The sequence below is a fragment of the Nocardia sp. GCM10030253 genome (assembly GCF_042675075.1).
GTDB lineage: Bacteria > Actinomycetota > Actinomycetes > Mycobacteriales > Mycobacteriaceae > Nocardia.
Genome location: NZ_JBHTDL010000006.1, coordinates 696,050 through 717,104 on the forward strand (window position 1 = coordinate 696,050; position 21,055 = coordinate 717,104).

Sequence of the window (21,055 nt, forward strand, 5' to 3'; positions counted from 1 at the left end):
ATGTCACACAACACATTGCGATCCGCCGTGCGCGGCCGAGTACTGCTGCCGGACGACGAGGAGTTCGATACCGCACGGACGCCGTGGAACCTGAATATCGACCAGCCGGTCGCGGCGGTCGTGCACGTCGAGGACGCGGACGATATGGCCGCCGTGGTCGGCTACGCGCGCGACGCGGGTCTGTCGGTGACAGCTCAGCCCAACGGCCACGGCGCTTCCGGTGATACCGCCGGCACCATCCTGGTGCGCACCCGCCGACTCGATCGGGTCGAGGTGGATCCAGCGCGGCGACGTGCCCGCGTCGGCGCGGGAACCAATTGGGGCCAACTGCAGGCGGCGGCCGCCCCACACGGCTTGACCGGGCTGGCCGGAAGCTCCCCGGTGATCAGCGTTGTCGGCTATACCCTCGGCGGCGGATTGTCGTGGTTCGGCCGCAAATACGGTTGGGCGGCCGACAGCGTCCGGGCTTTCGACATCATCGATGCCGACGGTCATCAGACCCGGGTCACCGCGGAATCCGACCCGGAGCTGTTCTGGGCATTGCGTGGCGGCGGTGGGGATTTCGCACTGGTGACGGCGGTGGAGTTCGATCTGTTCGCGGCTCCGGCCCTCTTCGGCGGCCTAGTCGCCTGGCCGGCCGAGCAGACCGAGGCGGTCCGTGATGCCTTCCAGGACATCACCGATCACGCACCGGCGGAGCTCACGGTCTGGCTCAATCGGCTGGAGCTGCCGCAGGCTCCGCCGGTAATCACGATCGCCGCCACTTACCTGGGCGAATCGGCGCGCGGGCGGGAACTGCTGCGACGGCTGGACGCGATCGACGGCATCCTCGCGGACACGCGCCGGGAATTGTCCCCGGCCGAGTTGGGCACCATCGTCAACGAGCCCACCACGCCGGGCCCCGGACTGGTGCGAACCGAGCTGCTGACCACACTGGACGAGGCCGCCGTCGAGATTCTGCTGCACGCACCGATCGATCCGCTGATGGGCATCCAACTCCGGCAGCTGGGAGGCGCGCTCGCCGAGCCCACCCGAGGCGCGGTCCCGCCGTTCGCGGAGCCCTACGCACTGTCTCTGCAGGCCATCGGCTCGGACCTCGACACCGTCGCCGCGGTACGCTCCACTCAGAAGCGCATCATCGCCGATCTGGGCGCGCGAGTCAGCGGCCGCAAGCCGTACACCGTCCTGTCCGCCGGCGACAGTGTCACAGAGGTTTTCGACACCAGCACCTTGGACCGGCTGCGAAAGCTCAAGCAGGCCCGCGACCCACACGGCGTATTCCGCGCCAACTTCCCGATTCTCCACTGAACCTTCGGTTTCGAGCCCGAGGTCAAGCACCTCCGCACCGCTGTGTCCCGCCGATCGTGATCGGCGGGGCAGCACCAGGTCCACACCGAATACGGGACCGCCCACAACGGCGAATACCGCAGCCTCGTTGGGGTCCACGAAGGTGCGGACGGCTGTATTGGCTGGTGGGGGTGCCACCCAGTCCTGTCGACACGTTTGCAACTATGAAGGCCACGGCCAGGTCGAGTCGCGCGATTTCGTCGGTCCAGCTTCGGATTCGGTGAGCTGGCGTTTCAAGATGTTCGACCCGGACCGTTCACCCGTTGATGTCGTCTGAGTCTGTGTCGATGTCGAGATCTTCTGGACGTGGCGGCCACGGTGGAGCGTCGATTCGCTGTCCGGTCCACGGGTCGAGCGTGACCACGGAAAATCCTGCCGGGGAGAGCATGCCGGATCGATTCCACATCAGGGTGTCACCGAAGAAGACAGTGGCTGTCACCTGAGGGTGCCGGTTGGAGACGAACAGGTTCCATCCGTTCCCTAATCCGAGCCGCAGGCTTCCAGACTTGAAAAATACCGGCGAGAGAATCGGCGCGGAGACATTGCGTTCAACTTCGGCTCTTGTCCAGTGGCTGATCATGTGACGTTCAGGCGAGTCTTCGGCGATCGAGCGTGGCGCCATCTCGGCTCCGTATCCGACAACTATCCGGAATGGCGTGTCCGTCTCGAATTCGACCTGTTCGGGCAGCCAAGTAGTACGAACGACACGGCTCCCACGCAGAGGCTGCATGATCCACCTGTCCTCGTATTCCTTTATCGTCTCTCGCCGATTTTTGTCCACGTCACTCATCCAACTCGTCGAGAATGTTTCCGAGGCTGTCTTCGGACACTTCACCGCCGGGGAGCTTCACATACACCTCGCCAGTATCCAAGTCCACGACGACATCTGGGTTCTTGTTGGCGCCATCCCCGCGCCAGGCCCCCTGTGCCTTGATCTTGTGGATGGCTTCTCTCACTTCCTGCGCAGGAACCCCGTAATGGCTGGCGATCTTGTTCACCTTGGTCGTAAGCGACGCAGTTGTAAACGCACCACTCGGGCTGCTCGAGTTGATGTCCTCCGCGTCGTCGGCGTCGAGGAACACCTTCATGACGATGAGGGCGGAGAGCTTGAGGGCTTCTTGGGTGAGGTCGACGTCTTTGAACGCGGTGATTGCCGCGGCACCGGCGCCCGCTACGGCCGCTGCCGCGCCGATGATTCGGTAGAGCTTGCTGATGTCGTAGGTGGTCTTGAGTACGCGGGCGGTGTTGCCGGCGATGACTACGACGCCGGCCCCGGCGGCGGCCGTGCTGAGGGCGGCGGTGATCCAGGCGGCGGCGATGCCGATGACAACGGTCGCTCCGGCCGCGATCAAGGCATTGGTGACCGCTTCTTTGAATTTGTCGCGGACTTCGGAGGTGCCTTCGCTGTATGCCGCCACGGGTGCGGCGATGTTCGTTGTTGCGGCGGCAAGTTGGGTGGCGCCGCCGTTCAAGGTGGTCAGGTGTCCGAGGAGTCCATCGAGGCCTCCTTTCTTGTCCTTGATGTCGGCGAACAGGTTGCTGATCTCGGTGATCCGGCCCGGGGCGCCCTTGATGGTGGCGTGTTCGGAGAAGGTTTTCCAGACGGACGCGGCCTTGGCGAGATCTTCTTTGCGGCCATTCGGCAGCTTGCTTCCGAATTCTTCCTGGATCTTCCCAACCAAGGCGTCATAAAAGCCAGGGACGCTGTTGTCGCCTTCGGTGATGCCGTCACCGTTGTCGCCGACCGAGGTCGGCAACAACACCTTGTACTCGGTCATCGCGGTCACGGTGGGACGGTCGGGCATCGGGTTGGACTTGTTGGACAGCGCCCAGTTGTATCCGGCGGCCGAAAGCATATAGCCGAAATTGGTCAGTGCGTCAGCCAGATTCGTGCAGGTCTGCAACGTTCCCTGAACTGCTCGGTCGTACTCCTTGCCCCAACTCTCGCAGCCCGCGGTGTCACCGGCCATGCCCGCGCACTCGCCTTTGAGTGCATCGTGGACCGGTTTGTCGGCGGTGCGGAGATCGGCGGCGAGGGCGTGGCATTTCGTGGCTGCGTCGTAGTAGATCTGCCAGTTGATGGCCAGTTCGCCCATGCTGCTTACCCCTGGTTGAACATTTTGTAGTTGGTATCGACCGCGCGCGTGTAGCGAGTATGCGCGGCCTTGGCGGCGTCGCTCATTTCTTTCACGCCTTCGACAAATTCGCGTGCACCGGTGACCCATTGGGTGTGGGCTTCGGCATATGCCTGCGCGGCAACACCTTCCCATCCAGTGTCGGTCAGGGCAGTGACGCGGTCGTCGATTTCATCGAGATGCTCTCCGATGAACCCGGCCAGCCCAGACAGCTTCGCCACTATCTCGTCGAGATGGTCCAGGTCGACGGTGAACTCTGAGCTCATGGCAGATCCAAACTCGAGGTATCCAGTCCGGCGGCGTTGGACTCGTCGCGGGCCTGGTAGGTGTCGGCGGTGACGCCCAGCTTTTCCGCCATCCCGGTCAGGGCGCTCATGATCTGGGTGCCGCCGTCACGGACATCGGTCCAACCTTCGGAGAACTCCGTTGCCGCATCGCCGGTCCAGCTGCCATCGGTCAGCGAGGCGACCTCCTTCGCGGCGGAGTCCAGTGCATTGCGCAGTGCTTCGGACAGCTCGTAGACATACTTGCCGACCTCGCGCACCTTCTCGGGCACCACCGAAAGGTTTTGGCCAGAAGTGGGCGTCCCCCCGTCGTCGCTCATGAGGCGAATGCTAGTCGAGGGCTTTCAGCGTGGGCCGCGACCGGTACACGGTCGGCATCGCCCGGTCGGTGGTCAAACGTGACCGCGGTCGAGGACATTGCTCCGTTCCTGCCCGGTTCGTGCGGTTATGCGACCGTCGGGCTGGAACGGTGTCAGGATCGCGCCCGGCGGAGGCCCAGACCGCAGACGCACTGCGCCGCGATACCTCGCGACCGGGCCCAATACGCGTGTTACCACGGGCGGCCCGTCCCCTTCATCAGGAAGCCGAGCACTGAGTTCCCGCAGAACCTGGTCACGAAGAGGAGCCATGGCAGCCGGCACCGGATACGGCGGACGACAAGCCGCTTCTCGCTCCGCGTCGGTAACCGGCGCGGTGAGCCCCGCGACGAGAACGTCCTTCAGGAACTGGTGACCAACTGTCACACCAACATCGTGCATTGCCGAGGGGACGATTCGGCCGGCTCAGTAGGGGCCGGTTGCGAAGAAAACAGCATTCGGTCTACGGAATTCGAACGGCAGGTCGGTGTCCGGCCAATCCTGATGGACGCCAAAATCGAGTTGGCCGACCCCGTCGCCCACGATCACCCGCCATGTCCGCGGCTGAAGTTTTGCGATCACCCGACAAGGAAGGCTTCCGGGTACCCAGGTCGGGTGGACTACGTAATGCACAGTCATCAGGTTTCTCGTGGCTCGGCGTCGAGGTGAGAGCTGTCGGGCGAGGCGGTGATTCGTGGTGCCAGGTGGTAAAGCGTACCGGGATTCGTTCGAGGAGGGGTGTCAAGATCGGGCCGATGCGGGCAGAATGGCTCTTATCGCTGCGTGGCGACCGACCACAGGCTCGGGCAGCGTGAAAAAGGAGATCAGCAATGAGCCATTTACCGACTTTCGGTCTGAAAATCGTCATAGAAAAGGTTCACTGTCTCGAAGAGGCAGATGACGCGGGTGGCGCCGCCCCTTACCTGTGGGCATTGTTCTTCAAGGTCGACGGCGAATGTTATCGATTCGTCAACGGGCGGCTCACCGGTGAACCGGTGATCGAGCCGCGGAATTTCCGGCACGGAAATCTGGGGAAGTCCGAGTCCGGTGACACCGTTTTCCCCTTCCAGGACGTGGCCGTGCCAGCCGAAGTCGGCACCTGGTCGACCGTGCTGCGGCCGATCGAAGTCCTGGGCAATGACATGAAGGCCTACGCCGGCGTCATCGGCGCCCTCCTCGAAGAGGACGGCACCACCAACGCCATCCTCGGCAAGGGGTACGACAAACTCGTGAGTGGATTGCGAAAGGAATTGTCGAACCTTGTCGAAGAATTGCAGACCATCTACATCACCACCGGGGCCCAGCCGACGGACGCGGCCATCGAAGAAAGGCTCCAAGCGATCGAGGCCAGGCTCACCCAGGATCTGGAAAGGACGCTGATTCTCGCGACACTCTTCAGCTTCAATGTCTTCGCAATAGCAGATCCGGATCAGCGGATCGGAAACTTCGTAGAACGTGTCGATTCCGATGACTTCCGCAACAGACAAGTCCGGCCGATCTACCACACCTGGCGCGGCCCGGCGGGCATCTGGAGCCTCTCCGGATCCGTAATCGGATCCACGAATATGCTCGACAACAACCCAGCGACACGACAGATCGTCACAAGCGGCGCAGCACACTGGATCGGCCCGAAGACCCCCGGCCATCCGCAGGGCACGGAGCAGGTTCACAAGCTATACCAGCTCCACGCGAACGGAAGTATCTGGGAATACACCGGCACTCCCCTCACCGGCTGGAAGAGAATCGGCAACAACCCGCAAACTGTGCAGATCTCGGCAGACGGACCGAGACTGTACCAACTGCACAAGACCGGCAGCATCTGGGAGCGCACAAACCAATCCGGATGGAAGAAAATTGACGGCAATCCGCACACGAAACAAATCGCGGCGGTTTCCTATTTCGGCACAGAAAAGCTCTATCAATTACACGACAACGGAAGTGTCTGGGAATACACTGGCTCCGCTACAGGCTGGGTCAATATGGACAAGAATCCGGATACCGTCGAGATCGTCGCCGCCGGAAACACGGTCTATCAACGAACTTCTACGGGAAGGATCTTTCAGCATATCTACAGCTATAACAGCAGGCCGATCCCGGGATGGAAAGAGCTCGACAAACCCGTCGACATCAAGGAGCTCGTCGCGGGAACCGGAGGTGCGGCCACGACGCCCTACATAATGGGACGCGACAAGAGTATCTCCATATGGACCGGAAGCCGCTGGAACAGACTGGAAGACCACAACATCTACACAACGCATATAGCGGCCGGACATGACGGCCTGTTCCGCATTCTGAGCGACGGCACGGTGCAAAAATTCATGGGCGGAATCTATGAAGAGTTCGCCGGGTTCGACAGCAAGCCGAGGATCAATCAGATCGTTTTCGGTGGCAATAATCTGTACGAACTCGACAAGGACGGATTCATCTGGGCGACCCCGCTCCGCAGAAATTTCGGCGATTAGCCCAGAAGATCGACACTCGAGCTATGCCGAATCCGGGGCAGTAGATCAGGGCCGAACACTTCGACCTCGAGCCGGCCGAGCCGACCGCCTTCGTCGAGGGCACTTCGCCACCCGCGCTCGGCTTCGTCTCCGAGCTACTCGGTAGGTCAACGCGGTGTTGCGTTCTGCGAGTGCGTATTTCGCCTCGGAGCTCGACCAGACCCGGAGGTGATCGTGCGGTTCGTGAAAGACCACCCGCAGTACCCGGTCGAGCTCGTACTACGGGTGCTCGAGATTGCGTCCTCGACGTTCTATGAGTGGAAGCGGCGGGCGCAGTTCTGGCGGCACCTATGGCTGTCCGCGAGTGCATGCCATGCTGGCGCGGCGCGGGATCTGCGTGGGCCGCAAACGGGTGGAGCGGCTGATGCGCCAGGCCGGGTTGCAGGGAGCGTTCCTGCGCCGCAAGTGGCGGATCGGGTCTACCAAACAGGATCCGAGGGCCAGGCCGGCGCCGGATCTGGTCGAGCGGAACTTCACCGCGGACGCCCCGAACATGCTGTGGGTGGCCGATGCGACTCGTATCCCGGTCGGGGAAGGCGCGTTCTGGCTGGCCGCGGTCCGCGATGCCTTCTCCAATCGGATCGTGGGTTGGAAGACCTCCGACCGCTGCGACACCGATCTCGTGCTCGGCGCCCTGGAATACGGTGTCTGGTCGCGCGATGTCCGCGACGGTGAACTGGTCCATCATTCCGACAGGGGGTCGACCTACACCGTGATCAGGTTCGCTAATCGATTGGCTGACAACGGGATTGCGCAATCGATGGGTTCGGTCGGGGATTCCTACGACAACGCGTTGATGGAGAACTTCTTCTCCACCCTGAAGACCGAACTGGTCTATCGCCGGGCGTGGCGGACTCGCGACGAGGCCGAGAACGCGCTGTTTGCCTACATCGACGGCTGGTACAACAGCCAGCGCATACAGAAGAAGCTGGGTTGGCGATCACCCGACGAGTTCGAAGCCAGCTACCATCAACAGGTTCCGGCTGGGACCAGGTAATTCGCTCTCCGGCCAAGCGGGGGAACCTCAGTCAGGTATATGGCAGACCGTGATGGCTGGTTTTCTGTCAGATTGCCGACGCAAGTCACCGTCCAGGTTCACCTGCGTTTCGGGCGGCACTGACCACCCAAACGTGGCCGCGGGGACGAGATCATCGCCAGGTACCGTTGGGCGGTGAACCCAGCTGATGCGCGACGCCTCAAAGACGGCGATCTCGAGACCCGCGAGGAAAATCTGCGGCTCCTGCTCGTGCGGGCTGCTGACGGCGACACATCCGCCAAGGAAGCACTGTGCGCGCTCGTCCGCGACTATCCCGACTACCACCGGTCGCTTTACAGCCGGGCGCTGAACCGGGCGGCGGTCTTCGGCGACGACACTCTGAAGGCACCGCTGCTCGCGTCACTCGCCGACACTCGGTACAACTGCCAGGCATGGGCGGCGATGGGCTGCGCGGCGCTCGGCTTCCGCGACGCGGTTCCCGGCTTGGTCGCGATGCTGGACCACCCACAGGAGATGGCTCGAGAGCAAGCGGTGATCGCTCTGGGCGCGCTCGGCGACGAAACGGTCGTCCCGGCGCTCGCGCCCGTGCTGCGGGACTCGATCGGAGGAATGCGCGAACGTGCCGCCGAGGCCCTCGGCATGATCGGCGGCGATGCAGCCCTCGCTGCACTATGGGACGAACTCGAGAACCGCCGGTACTACCGCATCGGCTATATCGCCAGCGCGCTGGCCAAATTCGCCCCGGACGTCATCCCGAGGCTGTGCGAGGTGGCCGACAGCGACGACCCGGACCAGCGATACTGGGCGGCTGTCGCGCTCGGTTCGACCGGCGACGATCGTGCCGTGCCGACGCTGGAACGGCTGATGGCTCACGACCGGGGCTCAACAGTCTTCGACGGCATGGTGAGCGTCGCCGCGAAGAAAGGCCTCCGCACGCTACGACGAATCCAAGCCGCAATCGCAGCACGCGAATCCTGAAAGTGCAGCGGCCGCGCTGATGAACTCGGCCCAGCAGCCCTCGTCCACCCCGCTCGCAGCGGCGACAACACGACCCACGACGACCACTCCAGGCAGGTAACTACCAACAACCTGCGTCAGAGTTGGTGGCAGAAACCGCGTGTTTGCGTCAGACCACGCTGGCAATGTGTCAGATCAACTGGCGAAAGACACCGAGTCCGGCCGCGTTATTGCGTGTCCTGTCTGGCTACGCTGGTGAATTCCGACGTCAATCATCGGTGAACTATGACGTCGGTCGACGCAGTGGCTCGGTTCACGAACTGTGACGGCGGTTGTTCACGAATCTTGACGGCATCGGCGTGTCGGGGAAGTCGTTGTTCACCAATTTGGACATCGCGGTCGGTTCGTGGTGCCAGCTACCGCCTCGGCCACACCAAGGCGACCATGCCCACCGGCAAGCCGCACCGACAGATGCTGCGTCAGGAGATGTCTGAAGAACGTGTCCTCGCTGGCTAGGGAGAGGAGATTCGCATCCGGGCCATCACCTTTTCGTCGAAGACGACGGCGATGTCGTCGCCACCGAGCCAGTAGCCGTCGTCTAGTTCCCAAACAGCAACGAGCCACACGGTCCCTGCTGTGAAGTCGAGCCGAATCGCCCAGGGACCCGAGTCCGGCCACGGCGACCAGATAGGTGTCACAGCCTCAACCGACTGGCCGATCAGCGTCGCCCAACGGGGGTGTGTGGTCATATCCCAGTGAGGAGTCGGTATCTCATCCCAGGCAGGAGCCGGTTCGACTTGGCGATCGCCGACGACCTTGTCGGGCACTGGTCTCCTGCTCAACGTCAGGTGGAAATCGTCGAGGGGATTCTGCTGCCACGTGGCCCAGAAGCGTGTCCGTTCGGTCGTCACGAACTCGACGTCCATTATCGGATCGTGCCATTCACCGTAATCGCGGTCGAAGGCACCTTTGTCCGTGCATAGTCCGATGTAGTAGACCTTTGCGATGGTATGCCCGATCAGCTCATTCGCCGACGCGACAAGATCCTGCTGCCAGCGTGACCGCTCGCCTGTATTCACCAATCCATGGTCCCCTACTCGGCCACCGGTCGCGCGAAGAGTTCGTGCCAGTCGCTCGTCAACCGCCCCGAGTCCCGCGACCGTCCGGGGTCGCAACTTCAACCGATACCGTCAGAATTCGCGAACAACTCGACACCCCAATCTGCCCGACTGCCATAAGAATCCATGAGCAACTGCCGTCAACATTGGTGAGTCGGCGGTGATCATTTCCACCACCGACTACCTGCGCACCGCGCGTGGGCTAGTCTTCATCGTGCCGGTAACGACCACCGATCGTGGCTGGCCGCACCACGTCCAGCTGCGAGGCGATGGACTCGGGTTGAAGGAAATCTCGTTCGCGATGACCGAAAGACGCGCACGATCAGCACCAACCGGATCAAGGGCGTGGCTGGATCGGTCAGCACACAAACGCTCGCCGTGAGCCGTCGGCGGGTCAGTGATTTCACGGTCATGGAAGGCTGATTGGGGCGTGGGGAACAGATCGGTGAACCGACGCCGCGCCTCTGCCGTGATGCAATCGGCAAGCCGAACCATATGGCTCTGTCCGTCCCGCTCCCATCTCACTGACCCTGCCGAAACGGCGTTTTCTGACCGCCGATAAGTGACCCCCTGCTGGTGGCCACGCTGGTTGCACTCCAGTGTGGTTTGCTAGACGGTTCCGTCCGGCAGCGGCATCCGCGGCCGAAGCCGTGAAGGGAATCCGGCAATGGCACAACATGGGGCAGGACGTCCCGAACTGATGGGAGCTGTAGCGTGAGTCAGGATCAGCCCGCCGCGATGGCGGGCCTCGCAGAAGTGCTGTCGTGCATCGGGCCGACCTGCGGGGACACTATCGACTGGAGTGCCTGCGGAACCTCTTTCCCGGCCGACTACCGGGCCTTCGTGGCAGCCTTCGGCAGCGGCTCGATCGAGGACATAGTCGGCGTTGTCATCCCCGTCGTCACTTCGGCCCAGCAGCAGGGGGCCGCGCTCTCGAGGATCTCGGAGGCAATGGACAAGACCCATTGGGAGAGTAAGTGGGCTCCCGCCGACAGGGGCCGGTATCGGCGGGAGGACCTGCTCATCTGGGGGGCACTGTCGCGGGCGACACCATGTGCTGGATCACGACGGATCCGGACCCGGACCGATGGCCGGTCGCGGTGTACTCGCGCGGGGACCTCGAGTGGTCGGTGTACCCGTGCGGTATGGCCGAGTTCCTGCTCAAGCTCCTGCGCAACGAGTGGCAGCGGTGGCCGATCAGCGACAGCTCGCTCCAGGGCATGGTGAACCCGCGCTTCCAGCACGATAGGGACGAGTCAGCCGCATATGAGGCGGGGGTCAATCCCTGGGAGTGGAGTAACTGATCGGTTCGGTGACATGAACCTTGGGGTGGGATACCGCCCTATGTGTGACGTCTTTGTCGGATTCTTCGCGGGGTCCCCAGGTGGTGAGCAGGTGTTCGGCCTTGTCCCATCGTGCGTAGCGAGAGGCCGACAGGGTTTTCCCGATTCCTGCTGCGCCGTAGCAGATTCCGATGGTTCGGTCGCGTTTGACGGTGTCGGCGAACTCGACGAACCGGCGGTGTTCCTTGGTGGCGATGAACGGCCAGTTCCGCGGCGGCGACATGATCAGTCCTCGAGGTAGGCGCGAAGAGGCGGTGCCGGTGGGGATTTCGCCGGTTTCGGTGGCGCGGGCACGCGTTCGGGTGCGGGCAGGTAGTCGGTGACCACGGTGATGCGTTCGTTGATCTGGTCGCGGACCCGGCGCCGGTAGGCGCGGCGGGTGGCACGGCGGGTGATCGTCGCCAGCGACGGGCGTGGGTGGCGCAGGGCCATGCCCTCGATCACCCGTTCCACGAACCGGCTCTGCTGGAGATCACGCTGGCGGCGGTAGGCGATCACCAACGCGACTACACCACCGACCCTGGCGACAACGTCAATGCGACCCGGGTGATGTCGATTTCGGCGGCAGCCTTAGTCGCGTCGACGGGGGTGATCCGGCGTAGGAACCCATAGGCGGTGAACGCCATGGCTAATCCGACGATGAGCGCGAGCCAGACCGCAGGGAATGACCGGATCCGTCCCGCACGGCGACTCAGCGCCGCCCGGTTCTTCCCCTTCATCCGGGCCCGCAACGCGGCTGACTTCGTACGCGCCTGTGCGCCAACGGCGCTCACCCACCCGAGTATCGCTTGATTGTGCTCGCAGCCGGGCGGTCCCACGCGGCAACCGAACTTGTGCGCCAGTAATCACAGTGTCGAGAAATCGTTGACGAGACACCGGCTGAGCCGATTCGATATGCCGGGTTGGGTCTGTTCCAGATGGATACGGTTGTCGTGACCGCCCTACACGCCGAACAAAACCGCTCGCTTGGGCACGGCCGTTCGCTCTAGCCTTCTCAGCGGGCCGCTGATCGCACGCGGTCATGGCCTCGGCAACACGACGGCCGGTGAAACCACACGGAAGTGAGTATTGCGAGTGAATGCCGGACCCGAAATCCGCACTACTGCTGGAGCTGTGCGGGGAAGGTGGGAGAGCGCCACTGCAGTCTTTCGGGGTATCCCTTACGCCCAGCCGCCGTTCGGTGCGCTGCGGTTCATGGCGCCCGTCCGGGCGCAGTCGTGGGACGGTGTCCGAGACGCGTTGGAGTTCGGTCCGTCGGTTCCTCAGGCTGGTTTCGCGATGTCGTCAGTGGTCGGCGGCGCCGGTGATCGAGCCGCCGACTGCCTGACGCTCAATGTCTGGACCCCTGACCCCTGACCCCGGGGCTGCCGGGCTGCCGGTGATGGTGTGGATCCATGGGGGCGGCTACCAGGAGGGTGGCTCCGCCAACCCGCACGCCGACGGGACGACTCTGGCCGGATCGGGGGTGGTTGTGGTCAGTCTGAACTATCGCGTCGGTGTGGAGGGTTTCGCCCACATCATCGGAGCCCCCGCCAACCGCGGCATCCTCGACCAGGCCGCCGCCCTGCGGTGGGTTCAGGACAACATCGCCGCCTTCGGTGGGGATCCGGGCAATGTCACCGTCTTCGGCCAGTCCGCGGGCGCGGGATGCATCGCCGCGCTGCTCACCATGCCGACAGCTGCCGGGCTGTTCCGCCGCGCCATTCCTCAGAGTGTGCCGGGCACCTTCTTCTCCCCGGAGCTCGCTGCCGCGATCTCCGGGGCGATCGCGGCCGAAGTCGGTGCGCGGGCCACCGTCGAGGATCTGGTCGGCATCGACCCACGCGCACTGGCGGACGCCAAGGACACGATCCTCGAAAAGATGCCTGAGTTCGTCGAAACGTGGGGGCCGATGGCGTTGACGCCGTCACCGTTCTCACCTGTCGTCGACGGTAACGTCCTGCCCGAGGCGCCGTGGCGGGCGCTCGCCGCTGGCGCCGCACGAGACATCGACCTGCTCGTAGGACATACCCGGGACGAATACCGGCTTTTCAACTCCCATCTCGGCATCGAGATGACTGACGAACAGGTGAACACCACCCTCGAGTGGCTCGCACCCGGCCCCGACGGCGGCCGTGGCTATCGCGGCTTCTACCCCCAGGCCACCCCCGCACAGCTATACGAACTCGTTCACGCTGACTGGCTGTTCCGCATGCCCAGCCTGCATCTTGCCCACGCTCAGCATGCAGGTGGCGGACCCGCCTGGCTCTACGAACTGTGCTGGAGTTTCAACCACGAGCAGGGCGCTTCCCACAGCCTCGACTTCCTGCTCGTGTTCGGCACACTCCACTCCGACGATGTTCGCAAACACCGGTCCGCGCATCCGGACGCTGCGGACCAGGTCACCGCCGTCTCCCAACACATGCGAACCGATTGGCTGAACTTCGCCACCAACGGAAGCCCCGGCTGGGCCCGCTACAACCCGGCCAGCCGCTCCACCCGTGTCTACACCGCCGAACCGACCACCCAGCCATACCCCGAGGAACCCTCACGCCGGATCTGGTCCACCCATCAATTCGACACCCTGCACATGGCGCGCTGAAGCTGGCCAGCAACCTCGGCTCGGGACCGGCACACAGAGGTGGCGTGCTAGGGATTCGTACAGTTCCGGGCATGGCCAGCCAGACTCGCTCCCTCGACATCGCCGAACCGCTCGCCCTCGACGGCGATGCGCTCGATCCGATCGGCGGAGGCGGCACCCTCGTCGGCTACGGACGGGTCTCGACCAAGGGCCAGCTGCTCGGCCGCCAGATCGCCGCCCTCACCGCGGCCGGATGCCAGCGAATCTTCACCGACAAGAATCCGGCAAGAACGCAGAGCGAGAAGAACTGTGGGCATGCCTGGACTACCTGCGCCCCGGGGACACCTTGGTGGTTCAACCGCCTGTGGCGCCAAGCCCTCGGCGAGAAGTTCGCCTGGGTCACCCCCAAGACCTTCCGCAAGACCGTCGCATCCCTCATAGCCGACCAGTACGGCCCCCAGGCCGCGGCCCGGCAACTCGGCCACGCCAACGACTCCGTCACCAAACGCCACTACATCGACCAACCCACCGAAGCACCCGACTTCACGGCGGCCTTGGGACGCCTCGCAGGCTGAAAGCGTGTCGTTCTACCCCTAAAACGACTAAAACCAGGGTCGAACTGATACGTTCGCCCTGGTCAAAGCTCCCCCATCTGGACTCGAACCAGAAACCTGCCGATTAACAGTCGGCTGCTCTGCCAATTGAGCTATAGGGGACTATCCTTGGCTCGTCCGTGTCGGGCGCGCCGAGGAGAAACTTTAGCGTATTGCCGCGCGGCTTCCCAAATCGTGTCACTACCTGGGGACATGCGTCCAGTTCGGCGTGTCTTGGAGTGGCGCGGGGGTGACGGGTATCCGGATCGACAGGGGTGTGGGGCGTCGGGCAGGATGGTGGGCGCGGACAGGCTATTGGGAGGAGCTCTACGAGATGCTGCGGTTGATCATCGGTGTCGCGGCCGGGTATGTGCTCGGCACGAAGGCCGGGCGGGTTCGCTATGAGCAGATCAGTGCGGCGACCCGTGCTGTGACCGAGAGCCCGGTGACTCGCAAGCTCGTGCTCGTCGGCAGGCAGAAGCTGTCGGACAAGTTGAGCACTCGGCCACAGTTGGAGCCGATGGAGCCGCTCGATGAGCGGACCACCATCCTGGTCCCGCAGGATCAGTTGCGGCGCTGAGCAAGTCGGGTGTTTCAGCCTGCGGCGAAGTCGTCGTGGTTGCCCATGGCCTGCTCCAGCAGGCTCTTGCGGTACTGCTCGAGCGCGACCAGGTCACCGAACAGCGCCATGTACGCCTCCGGCTCCTCGGTCGAGGACACTCGCTGCAGTTTCGATTTCAGCTCGGCGGTCTGACGGCCTACCCACGCCTCCTGGGTGCGGGCCAGCACGCCTGCGATGAATCGGGGAATGCCATTGGCCGACTTCACGGGCAGCGGTTCGCCCGACAGCTCGGACACCAGTGCACGCATGGTGAGGTCGTCGGTACCGTCACAGACCGCGTTTACCCATTCCGCACCGCCCAGCCCGGCCGCCGTGCCGCCTGCCTTGGCGATCAGCGCGCGAACCGCGGCATAGGCGGGGTGGGTGAAGGCTTCGGGTTCTAGCGAGTCGAACACGGCACCGGCCATCGCCGGATACTGCAGGGCCGCGCCGAGCGTCTGGCGCTGCGGCAGCAGCGTGGGATCGTTCGGGTTCGGGCGCGCCGCGGGGTGCTCGGCGACGACGGCGCTCGATTGCGCGGCACTACGGCTCGGTATTCCGCTGCGAGGCCCGCCATTTCGGTTCCGCTTGGCTTCCTCACCGACCCGACGCACGACGGTCTGGATATCGTCCCAGCCGACCCAACCCGCCAGTTTCGTCGCATATGCCTTGCGCAGTGCGTTGTCCTTGATCTGGGCGACCACCGGCACGGCGCGGCGCAATGCCTCCACCTGGCCTTCGGCGGTGTCCAGGTTGTGCTCGGCGAGCAGGCCGCGAACCACGAACTCATAGAGCGGTGTTCGCCGGGCCACCAGATCGCGGACGGCGCCGTCGCCGGAGTGCTGACGCAGCTCGCACGGATCCTGGCCGTCGGGGGCGATGGCGATGTAGGTCTGGCCGGCCAGTTTCTGGTCGCCGGCAAAGGCTTTCAGCGCCGCCGCCTGGCCCGCTGCATCGCCGTCGAAGGTGTAGATGATCTCGCCGCGCCAGAAGTTGTCGTCCATCAACAGACGGCGCAGCAGCGCGAGGTGCTCGTCGCCGAAGGCGGTACCGCAGGAGGCGACGGCGGTTTTCACACCGGCCAGGTGCATGGCCATTACGTCGGTGTAGCCCTCGACCACGACAGCCTGGTGACCCTTGGCGATGTCGCGCTTGGCCAGGTCGAGGCCGAAGAGCACCTGAGACTTCTTGTACAGCAACGTTTCCGGCGTGTTGATGTACTTGCCGGGCATGGTGTCGTCGTCGAAGAGCTTGCGCGCGCCGAAGCCGATGACGTCGCCGCCGAGATTGCGGATCGGCCACAGCAGCCGTCGGTGGAAGCGGTCGATCGGGCCGCGTTGCCCTTGGCGCGACAACCCCGCCGCCTCGAGCTCCTTGAAGTCGAAGCCCTTACGGAGCAGATGCTTGGTGAGCACGTCCCAGCCCGCAGGCGCGTAGCCGCAGCCGAACTGCTGGGCGGCGTTGGCGTCGAAGTTGCGCTCGGTGAGGTATTTGCGGGCCATCTCGGCGTCAGGCTCGCGCAGCCTGGCCATATAGAACTCGTGCGCGGCCGCGTTGGCGGCGACCAGCCGGGATCGGGTGCCGCGATCACGCTGCACCGAGGTGCCGCCACCCTCGTAGTTGATCTGGTAGCCGAGCCGGTCGGCCATCTGCTCGACCGCTTCGACGAACCCGATGTGCTCGATCTTCTGCAGGAACGCGAAGACATCGCCGCCCTCACCGCAGCCGAAACAGTGGAAAAGCCCGTGGTTGGGCCGCACATGGAACGACGGTGACTTCTCGTCGTGGAACGGGCACAACCCCTTCGCGGAGTCCGCGCCCGCCCGTTTCAGTGCGACGTACTCCCCCACGACATCCTCGATCCGAACGCGTTCACGTATCGCCGCGATATCGCGATCTGGAAGTCGTCCGGCCACGGAGAGAGTCTAGGCCAGTCCGCCCCCGACCCGCCCAGTGGCTGGTCATGCCACTTTGGTCCGGCTTACGCACCGTTGGCGTATGGCTCGGTCAGCGACATCGGGGTGCGGGCGATCTCCAGGGCCGATTCGGGGAACCTCGATCCCGCGACGTAATACCGTGCACGGGTTCGCCCGACCGATTCGAGCACCCCGGCAGTGGCCAGGTCGCGCAAGTCCCGTTGCGCCTGTTGCATACTGAGGCCCTCGGACTGTTCGTATCGGGTGCGGCGGACACGTCCGGCCATCGCAACGTCATGCAGCGCGGTCACGATGCGGTCATCCAGTTTGTGTTGCCGAGCGAATTCGGCCAGTACCTCCCAGGCACGGCTCGACCGATCGAGGCGAGCGTGCACGGATTGCGCCTGCTGGTGATAGGCGGTCAGGTTGAACCGGATCCAACTGGCGACATCCTGGTCCGGCCGGTATTCACGTAATGATTACGTCAATCGCCGATGCAGCAGCCGGCCGGCCCTTATTCGGCCAGCATTGCGGCGACCCGCTCCAGGCGACTCTCGGTGTAGGAGGCGATCTGGTCGACGATGACGCGGACGCGGGCGGTGTCGTCGGGGGCGGCTTCCCACCAGGGCAGCAGGAGCGGGTCCAGGTGGGTCGGGGCGGCGGCCAGAAGGCGGGTGGCTACCTCGAGGATGAGGTCACGTTGGGCTGCTTGGCGTTGTTTGTGGTCGGTGTCCGACATGACGTAGTGGAGGGCGACGGTTTTGAGCATGGCTACTTCAGCGGCGACTATGGGCGGGATTTCCAGGTCGGCGGCGTAGCGGGACAGCGGATTCGGGCCAGCGACGCGGCGGGTCGCGATGATGGCGGCGGTGGCGAAGCGGCCGACCAGTTCGCTGGTCAAGCGTTTCAGGGCTACCGAGCTGGCGAGAGTGCCGTCGTAGTCGGTGACCGCGGCGACGACCGGCAGTTCCGAAAGGCGTTGCGCGGCGGCGACGAGTTCGTCCACGGAGAGCGCGGCGTGCCGGGCGTGGCCGAGTCGGGCCAACGACACCTGCTCGGTCGGATCGGCGAGGGCGTGCAGTTCGATCCGACCGGCGATCACGCCGTCTTCGACGTCGTGCACCGAGTAGGCGACGTCGTCGGACCAGTCCATGATCTGGCATTCGAGACTCTTCTTGCGGTCCGGCGCATCTTTGCGGACCCATTCGAGACGGTCGGTATCGATGTCGTAGGCGCCGAACTTGGTGCCGGGTCCCGTTCTCCCCCATGGGTATTTGATGGCGGCATCGAGTGCGGCGCGGGTCAGGTTGAGGCCGATGCTGACACCGTCGGCATCGAGCACCTTCGGTTCCAGGCGGGTGAGGATGCGCAGGTTCTGGGCGTTGCCCTCGAATCCGCCGTAGGCGTCGGCGAAGGTGTCGAGGGCCGTCTCTCCGTTGTGTCCGTAGGGCGGGTGGCCGATGTCGTGGGCGAGGCCGGCCAGATCGACGAGGTCGGGGTCGCAGCCGAGGCCGTCGGCAATACTGCGGCCGATCTGGGCGACCTCGATCGAATGGGTCAGCCGGGTGCGTGGGGTGTCGCCGTCGCGCGGGCCCATGACCTGGGTTTTGTCGGCGAGTCTTCGCAGTGCCGCCGAATGCAGCACTCTGGCGCGGTCACGCGCGAATTCGGTGCGATGCCCGGTTTCGAATTCGCTGCGCGGCGGGCCGAGTCCGGCCGTCTTGGTTCCCTCGACGACCATCCGCTCCCGGTCGTGCTCGGTGTAGCCGTCGGTCATCGAATTTCACTGCCCCGCTGTATATTTGAAGTCCGCCGAGAAATGGGTGAGCTGGTACCAGAGCAATGCGCCGGTCTCGCGCAGGATGCCGTGGGCCTGCGATTCCCTGGTGTACACCGCAGGTCCGGTGCGGGTCGGGGCGGTCCATGCCGCCAACCCGGCGTCGCGCGCCATGGTTCGGGTGCGCAGCGAATGCCACGGATCACTGACCAGCACCGCGGCGGACATCTCACGGGCATGCATGGCCGTCGCGACCGCTTCGATACTGCGTAAGGTGTCTGATCCGGTCTCCACCGCGAGGATCTTGTCGGCCGGTATCCCCCTGGCCTCCAGATAGTTCTTGCCCGAGGCGGCCTCGGTGTACAGATCACCTTCCTGCTTGCCGCCGACGGTGATGACTCGTGGCGCGACACCGGCCCTGAACAGTTTGTAGGCCTGGTCCAGCCGCGCCTCGAACACCGTCGAGGGTGTTCCGGAGTACTGCGCGGCCCCGAGCACCACGATCGCGTCGGCCTTCGTGTAATCGTCGATGCGGGCCACCTGCCACACCCGGAAGGCGGTGCCGCCCACCAACACCGACCCCACGAGCAGTACGCCGACAACGAGCCGTCGCGCCCACCGCAGTAACCCGGCGCCACAGCCACGCTGCATGCCGGGTTCCGTCGCGGTGCGCTGGGGAGCCATGGTCACCCCACCCAGTTTGCCAGGTCACCTGCGGTGTCGATGCGCCTCGGGTTACCGCTGGATCTCGACGGCGCGATCGCACCACCGCGACCGACACTTACCAATAGGTAAGTACCAGACCAAATAGTAGGTACTTGCCGGTGCCACGGTATGTGCTGACAATTGGTTCCGGCGCGCCACACCGAACTTCTTCCGCTCGACCGAACCGGCTTCACGGACGGCAGAGCGATTCGACAACACTGAGGAGTGGACAGGATGACGGAATCTCCGCGCACAACGGTGACGGTGCTCGGACTCGGCGCGATGGGCCAAGCGCTGGCCGCGGCCCTCGTACGAGGCGGGCACCAGACGACGGTCTGGAATCGCAGCCCGGGCAAAGACACCGAACTCGTTGCCGCAGGGGCGAAGAGCGCAACGACCATCGCCGAGGCGGTCGCGGCGGGCGACCTCGTCGTCGCGTGCCTGTTCGACCATCAATCCGTGCACGACGTGCTGGACGCGGTGGCCGATCAGCTGTCCGGGCGGTCGCTGGTGAACCTGACGAGCACCGAACCACAGGGTGCGCGCGAGCTCGCCGAATGGGCGCAGCGGCACGGCATCGACTATCTGGACGGTGGCATCATCGCCACGCCCCCGATGATCGGACAGCCGGGGTCCTCGATCCTCTACAGCGGATCGCAGCGAATCTTCGACGATCACCGCGAGGTGTGGACGCTGTTCGGCTCCGCCGAATACTTCGGCACCGACGCGGGTAGCGCTTCGGTGGTCGATTTCGCGCTGCTGGCCGGGATGTACGCCATGTTCGCTGGCTTCTATCACGGCGCGGCGATGGTGCGGACGGTAGGAATTTCCGCGGCCGACTTCGGGCAGCGGTCCGCGGGGTGGTTGAGTGCGATGACCACGTCGCTGCCCCGAGCCGGAGCCCAGATCGACACCGGTGACTACACCACGGTGTTCCAATCCCTCGACTTCACCAAGGCCGCGATCGACGCGATCGTGTCGGCCAGCCGCGACGCGGGCGTCGACCTCGACATCGTCGGCCCACTCAAGAATCTCGTCGACCGCCAGGTCGCCGACGGCTATGGCGCCGAAAGCACCGAGCGGATGTTCGAAGGCCTCAACCCGCCGCCGGTAGGCCGGCCGCGCGCGTAAACAGGGCGGTTACCAACCTCTTTCGCGCCACTCGGCCAGGTGTGGACGCTCGGTGCCGAGGGTGGTGTCGTCACCGTGACCCGGATAGACGATTGCGTCGTCCGGGTACCGGTCGAAGATCTTCTGGGTGACATCCGCGTACAGCGACGCGAATTCTTTCGGGCCTGCTGTCTTCCCCACCCCACCCGGAAACAGGGAATCGGCGGTGAACAGGTGGGTGCCACCGGCATCGTCGATGAGGGCGAGCGCCAGTGAGCCTGGGGTGTGTCCACGGAGGTGGATTGCTTCGAAGGCCAGGTCACCGATGTCGATGATGTCGCCGTCGTCGAGCAGGCGATCGGGGCGGATCGGCAGGGAATCGGCGTCGAGGGGGTGGGCGGCGGTGGGCGCGCCCGTGGCGGCAGCGATGTCCTTCAGCGCCGACCAGTGGTCGCGGTGCAGGTGGCTTGTGACGATCAGGGCGAGCTGACCGGGGGTTTCCTGCGTGATCAGCGCCTCGATCCGGGCGGGTTCGTTGGCGGCGTCGATGAGCAGGGCGGCGCCGGTGGCGGCGCACTGCACGAGATAACAGTTGTTGTCCATGCCACCGACGGACATTTTGACGATTCGGGCACCAGGGACATCGCGCTGCTGCGGATTCGATCCCGGCGACACATGGCCGCTGTACGGGAGATCGATCGTGATCACCCATCGATGGTATCGAGGGTGTCTGCGACAGGTGGGACCTCGCGATA

At 64.4% G+C, this 21,055-nt stretch carries 23 protein-coding genes and 1 tRNA gene; 10 read left to right on the forward strand and 14 right to left on the reverse strand.

The window, feature by feature from the left end:
* Complete coding sequence (locus ACFQZZ_RS15335; RefSeq protein WP_378680050.1) at positions 1-1,308, forward strand: FAD-binding oxidoreductase; 1,308 nt, start codon at positions 1-3, stop codon at positions 1,306-1,308.
* Between the two features lie 295 nt (positions 1,309-1,603).
* Here the strand turns inward: ACFQZZ_RS15335 and ACFQZZ_RS15340 are convergent, their stop codons facing one another.
* The 4 genes from ACFQZZ_RS15340 to ACFQZZ_RS15355 are packed head-to-tail and all read right to left on the reverse strand — an operon-like array spanning position 1,604 to position 4,086.
* Positions 1,604-2,137, reverse strand: a complete 534-nt coding sequence (locus ACFQZZ_RS15340; protein ID WP_378680053.1) for a hypothetical protein — start codon at positions 2,135-2,137, stop codon at positions 1,604-1,606.
* Positions 2,130-3,443 (reverse strand): hypothetical protein, encoded by a 1,314-nt coding sequence (locus tag ACFQZZ_RS15345; protein WP_378680055.1) that lies wholly within the window; start codon positions 3,441-3,443, stop codon positions 2,130-2,132. The genes ACFQZZ_RS15340 and ACFQZZ_RS15345 overlap by 8 nt, the downstream gene beginning before the upstream one ends.
* Before the next feature lie 5 nt (positions 3,444-3,448).
* The gene (locus tag ACFQZZ_RS15350; RefSeq protein ID WP_378680058.1) at positions 3,449-3,748 is read right to left on the reverse strand and encodes a WXG100 family type VII secretion target; all 300 of its coding nucleotides are present in this window, start codon (positions 3,746-3,748) and stop codon (positions 3,449-3,451) included.
* Entirely contained in the window at positions 3,745-4,086 is a 342-nt protein-coding gene (locus ACFQZZ_RS15355; RefSeq protein WP_378680060.1) for an ESX-1 secretion-associated protein, read from the reverse strand. Before ACFQZZ_RS15355 ends, ACFQZZ_RS15350 begins: the two co-directional genes overlap by 4 nt.
* A gap of 866 nt (positions 4,087-4,952) precedes the next feature.
* Here ACFQZZ_RS15355 and ACFQZZ_RS15360 point away from each other — a divergent pair.
* The 3 genes from ACFQZZ_RS15360 (at position 4,953) to ACFQZZ_RS15370 (ending at position 8,598) form a co-directional block, all read left to right on the forward strand.
* Positions 4,953-6,584, forward strand: coding sequence for a hypothetical protein (locus ACFQZZ_RS15360; protein ID WP_378680062.1), 1,632 nt, complete (start codon positions 4,953-4,955; stop codon positions 6,582-6,584).
* Positions 6,585-6,876: 292 nt separating this feature from the next.
* A complete protein-coding gene (locus tag ACFQZZ_RS15365) occupies positions 6,877-7,620 on the forward strand; it encodes an IS3 family transposase (protein WP_378680065.1) in 744 nt (247 codons plus the stop codon).
* Between the two features lie 174 nt (positions 7,621-7,794).
* Positions 7,795-8,598, forward strand: a complete 804-nt coding sequence (locus ACFQZZ_RS15370) for a HEAT repeat domain-containing protein (protein ID WP_378680068.1) — start codon at positions 7,795-7,797, stop codon at positions 8,596-8,598.
* Positions 8,599-9,089: 491 nt separating this feature from the next.
* Here the strand turns inward: ACFQZZ_RS15370 and ACFQZZ_RS15375 are convergent, their stop codons facing one another.
* Positions 9,090-9,656 carry a hypothetical protein gene (locus ACFQZZ_RS15375; protein WP_378680071.1) on the reverse strand — a complete coding sequence of 189 codons (567 nt, stop codon included), beginning with the start codon at positions 9,654-9,656 and terminating at the stop codon, positions 9,090-9,092.
* A gap of 1,016 nt (positions 9,657-10,672) precedes the next feature.
* On the opposite strand from ACFQZZ_RS15375, the gene ACFQZZ_RS15380 reads away from it, so the two are divergent.
* The gene (locus ACFQZZ_RS15380; protein ID WP_378680074.1) at positions 10,673-10,999 is read left to right on the forward strand and encodes a hypothetical protein; all 327 of its coding nucleotides are present in this window, start codon (positions 10,673-10,675) and stop codon (positions 10,997-10,999) included.
* On the opposite strand, the gene ACFQZZ_RS15385 is transcribed toward ACFQZZ_RS15380, so the two are convergent.
* The 3 genes from ACFQZZ_RS15385 to ACFQZZ_RS15395 are packed head-to-tail and all read right to left on the reverse strand — an operon-like array spanning position 10,974 to position 11,811.
* Positions 10,974-11,261 carry a hypothetical protein gene (locus tag ACFQZZ_RS15385; RefSeq protein WP_378680077.1) on the reverse strand — a complete coding sequence of 96 codons (288 nt, stop codon included), beginning with the start codon at positions 11,259-11,261 and terminating at the stop codon, positions 10,974-10,976. The two genes, ACFQZZ_RS15380 and ACFQZZ_RS15385, sit on opposite strands and share 26 nt — an antisense overlap.
* A gap of 2 nt (positions 11,262-11,263) precedes the next feature.
* Positions 11,264-11,539, reverse strand: a complete 276-nt coding sequence (locus ACFQZZ_RS15390; protein WP_378680080.1) for a hypothetical protein — start codon at positions 11,537-11,539, stop codon at positions 11,264-11,266.
* A gap of 5 nt (positions 11,540-11,544) precedes the next feature.
* Positions 11,545-11,811, reverse strand: coding sequence for a hypothetical protein (locus tag ACFQZZ_RS15395; RefSeq protein WP_378680083.1), 267 nt, complete (start codon positions 11,809-11,811; stop codon positions 11,545-11,547).
* A gap of 340 nt (positions 11,812-12,151) precedes the next feature.
* Between ACFQZZ_RS15395 and ACFQZZ_RS15400 the strand changes: the two genes are divergently transcribed.
* The 3 genes from ACFQZZ_RS15400 to ACFQZZ_RS15410 all read left to right on the forward strand — a co-directional run bounded on the left by ACFQZZ_RS15400 (position 12,152) and on the right by ACFQZZ_RS15410 (position 14,173).
* On the forward strand, positions 12,152-12,394 hold the full coding sequence (locus ACFQZZ_RS15400) for a carboxylesterase family protein (protein WP_378680085.1): 243 nt from the start codon (positions 12,152-12,154) through the stop codon (positions 12,392-12,394).
* On the forward strand, positions 12,372-13,619 hold the full coding sequence (locus ACFQZZ_RS15405; RefSeq protein WP_378680086.1) for a carboxylesterase/lipase family protein: 1,248 nt from the start codon (positions 12,372-12,374) through the stop codon (positions 13,617-13,619). Before ACFQZZ_RS15400 ends, ACFQZZ_RS15405 begins: the two co-directional genes overlap by 23 nt.
* A gap of 71 nt (positions 13,620-13,690) precedes the next feature.
* Positions 13,691-14,173, forward strand: a complete 483-nt coding sequence (locus tag ACFQZZ_RS15410; protein WP_378680089.1) for a hypothetical protein — start codon at positions 13,691-13,693, stop codon at positions 14,171-14,173.
* 68 nt (positions 14,174-14,241) lie between these two features.
* Here ACFQZZ_RS15410 and ACFQZZ_RS15415 read toward each other — a convergent pair.
* Positions 14,242-14,314, reverse strand: a tRNA-Asn gene (locus ACFQZZ_RS15415).
* A gap of 211 nt (positions 14,315-14,525) precedes the next feature.
* On the opposite strand from ACFQZZ_RS15415, the gene ACFQZZ_RS15420 reads away from it, so the two are divergent.
* Positions 14,526-14,771 carry a hypothetical protein gene (locus ACFQZZ_RS15420; RefSeq protein WP_366528207.1) on the forward strand — a complete coding sequence of 82 codons (246 nt, stop codon included), beginning with the start codon at positions 14,526-14,528 and terminating at the stop codon, positions 14,769-14,771.
* Positions 14,772-14,785: 14 nt separating this feature from the next.
* Here ACFQZZ_RS15420 and dnaG read toward each other — a convergent pair whose 3' ends face one another.
* From dnaG to ACFQZZ_RS15440, 4 genes are all read right to left on the reverse strand, one after another.
* Positions 14,786-16,708: a DNA primase gene (gene dnaG / locus ACFQZZ_RS15425; protein WP_378680092.1), complete on the reverse strand. Its 1,923-nt coding sequence runs from the start codon at positions 16,706-16,708 to the stop codon at positions 14,786-14,788.
* Between the two features lie 65 nt (positions 16,709-16,773).
* Positions 16,774-17,103, reverse strand: a complete 330-nt coding sequence (locus ACFQZZ_RS15430) for a hypothetical protein (RefSeq protein WP_378680095.1) — start codon at positions 17,101-17,103, stop codon at positions 16,774-16,776.
* 119 nt (positions 17,104-17,222) lie between these two features.
* Positions 17,223-18,485, reverse strand: coding sequence for a deoxyguanosinetriphosphate triphosphohydrolase (locus tag ACFQZZ_RS15435; protein ID WP_378680098.1), 1,263 nt, complete (start codon positions 18,483-18,485; stop codon positions 17,223-17,225).
* Positions 18,486-18,491: 6 nt separating this feature from the next.
* Positions 18,492-19,169, reverse strand: coding sequence for a YdcF family protein (locus ACFQZZ_RS15440; protein ID WP_378680565.1), 678 nt, complete (start codon positions 19,167-19,169; stop codon positions 18,492-18,494).
* A gap of 255 nt (positions 19,170-19,424) precedes the next feature.
* Between ACFQZZ_RS15440 and ACFQZZ_RS15445 the strand changes: the two genes are divergently transcribed.
* On the forward strand, positions 19,425-20,321 hold the full coding sequence (locus ACFQZZ_RS15445; protein ID WP_378680101.1) for an NAD(P)-dependent oxidoreductase: 897 nt from the start codon (positions 19,425-19,427) through the stop codon (positions 20,319-20,321).
* Positions 20,322-20,330: 9 nt separating this feature from the next.
* Here the strand turns inward: ACFQZZ_RS15445 and ACFQZZ_RS15450 are convergent, their stop codons facing one another.
* Positions 20,331-21,008 carry an MBL fold metallo-hydrolase gene (locus tag ACFQZZ_RS15450; RefSeq protein ID WP_378680104.1) on the reverse strand — a complete coding sequence of 226 codons (678 nt, stop codon included), beginning with the start codon at positions 21,006-21,008 and terminating at the stop codon, positions 20,331-20,333.
* Positions 21,009-21,055: the final 47 nt, after the last annotated feature.

Bases quoted from the DNA above. Each gene is read 5' to 3' on its own strand.
- ACFQZZ_RS15335 (WP_378680050.1), top strand. From the start codon at position 1: ATGTCACACAACACATTGCGATCCGCCGTGCGCGGCCGAGTACTGCTG.
- ACFQZZ_RS15340 (WP_378680053.1), bottom strand. From the start codon at position 2,137: ATGAGTGACGTGGACAAAAATCGGCGAGAGACGATAAAGGAATACGAG.
- ACFQZZ_RS15345 (WP_378680055.1), bottom strand. From the start codon at position 3,443: ATGGGCGAACTGGCCATCAACTGGCAGATCTACTACGACGCAGCCACG.
- ACFQZZ_RS15350 (WP_378680058.1), bottom strand. From the start codon at position 3,748: ATGAGCTCAGAGTTCACCGTCGACCTGGACCATCTCGACGAGATAGTG.
- ACFQZZ_RS15355 (WP_378680060.1), bottom strand. From the start codon at position 4,086: ATGAGCGACGACGGGGGGACGCCCACTTCTGGCCAAAACCTTTCGGTG.
- ACFQZZ_RS15360 (WP_378680062.1), top strand. From the start codon at position 4,953: ATGAGCCATTTACCGACTTTCGGTCTGAAAATCGTCATAGAAAAGGTT.
- ACFQZZ_RS15365 (WP_378680065.1), top strand. From the start codon at position 6,877: ATGAGTGGAAGCGGCGGGCGCAGTTCTGGCGGCACCTATGGCTGTCCG.
- ACFQZZ_RS15385 (WP_378680077.1), bottom strand. From the start codon at position 11,261: ATGTCGCCGCCGCGGAACTGGCCGTTCATCGCCACCAAGGAACACCGC.
- ACFQZZ_RS15405 (WP_378680086.1), top strand. From the start codon at position 12,372: ATGTCTGGACCCCTGACCCCTGACCCCGGGGCTGCCGGGCTGCCGGTG.
- ACFQZZ_RS15410 (WP_378680089.1), top strand. From the start codon at position 13,691: ATGGCCAGCCAGACTCGCTCCCTCGACATCGCCGAACCGCTCGCCCTC.
- ACFQZZ_RS15420 (WP_366528207.1), top strand. From the start codon at position 14,526: ATGCTGCGGTTGATCATCGGTGTCGCGGCCGGGTATGTGCTCGGCACG.
- ACFQZZ_RS15435 (WP_378680098.1), bottom strand. From the start codon at position 18,485: ATGACCGACGGCTACACCGAGCACGACCGGGAGCGGATGGTCGTCGAG.
- ACFQZZ_RS15440 (WP_378680565.1), bottom strand. From the start codon at position 19,169: ATGGCTCCCCAGCGCACCGCGACGGAACCCGGCATGCAGCGTGGCTGT.
- ACFQZZ_RS15445 (WP_378680101.1), top strand. From the start codon at position 19,425: ATGACGGAATCTCCGCGCACAACGGTGACGGTGCTCGGACTCGGCGCG.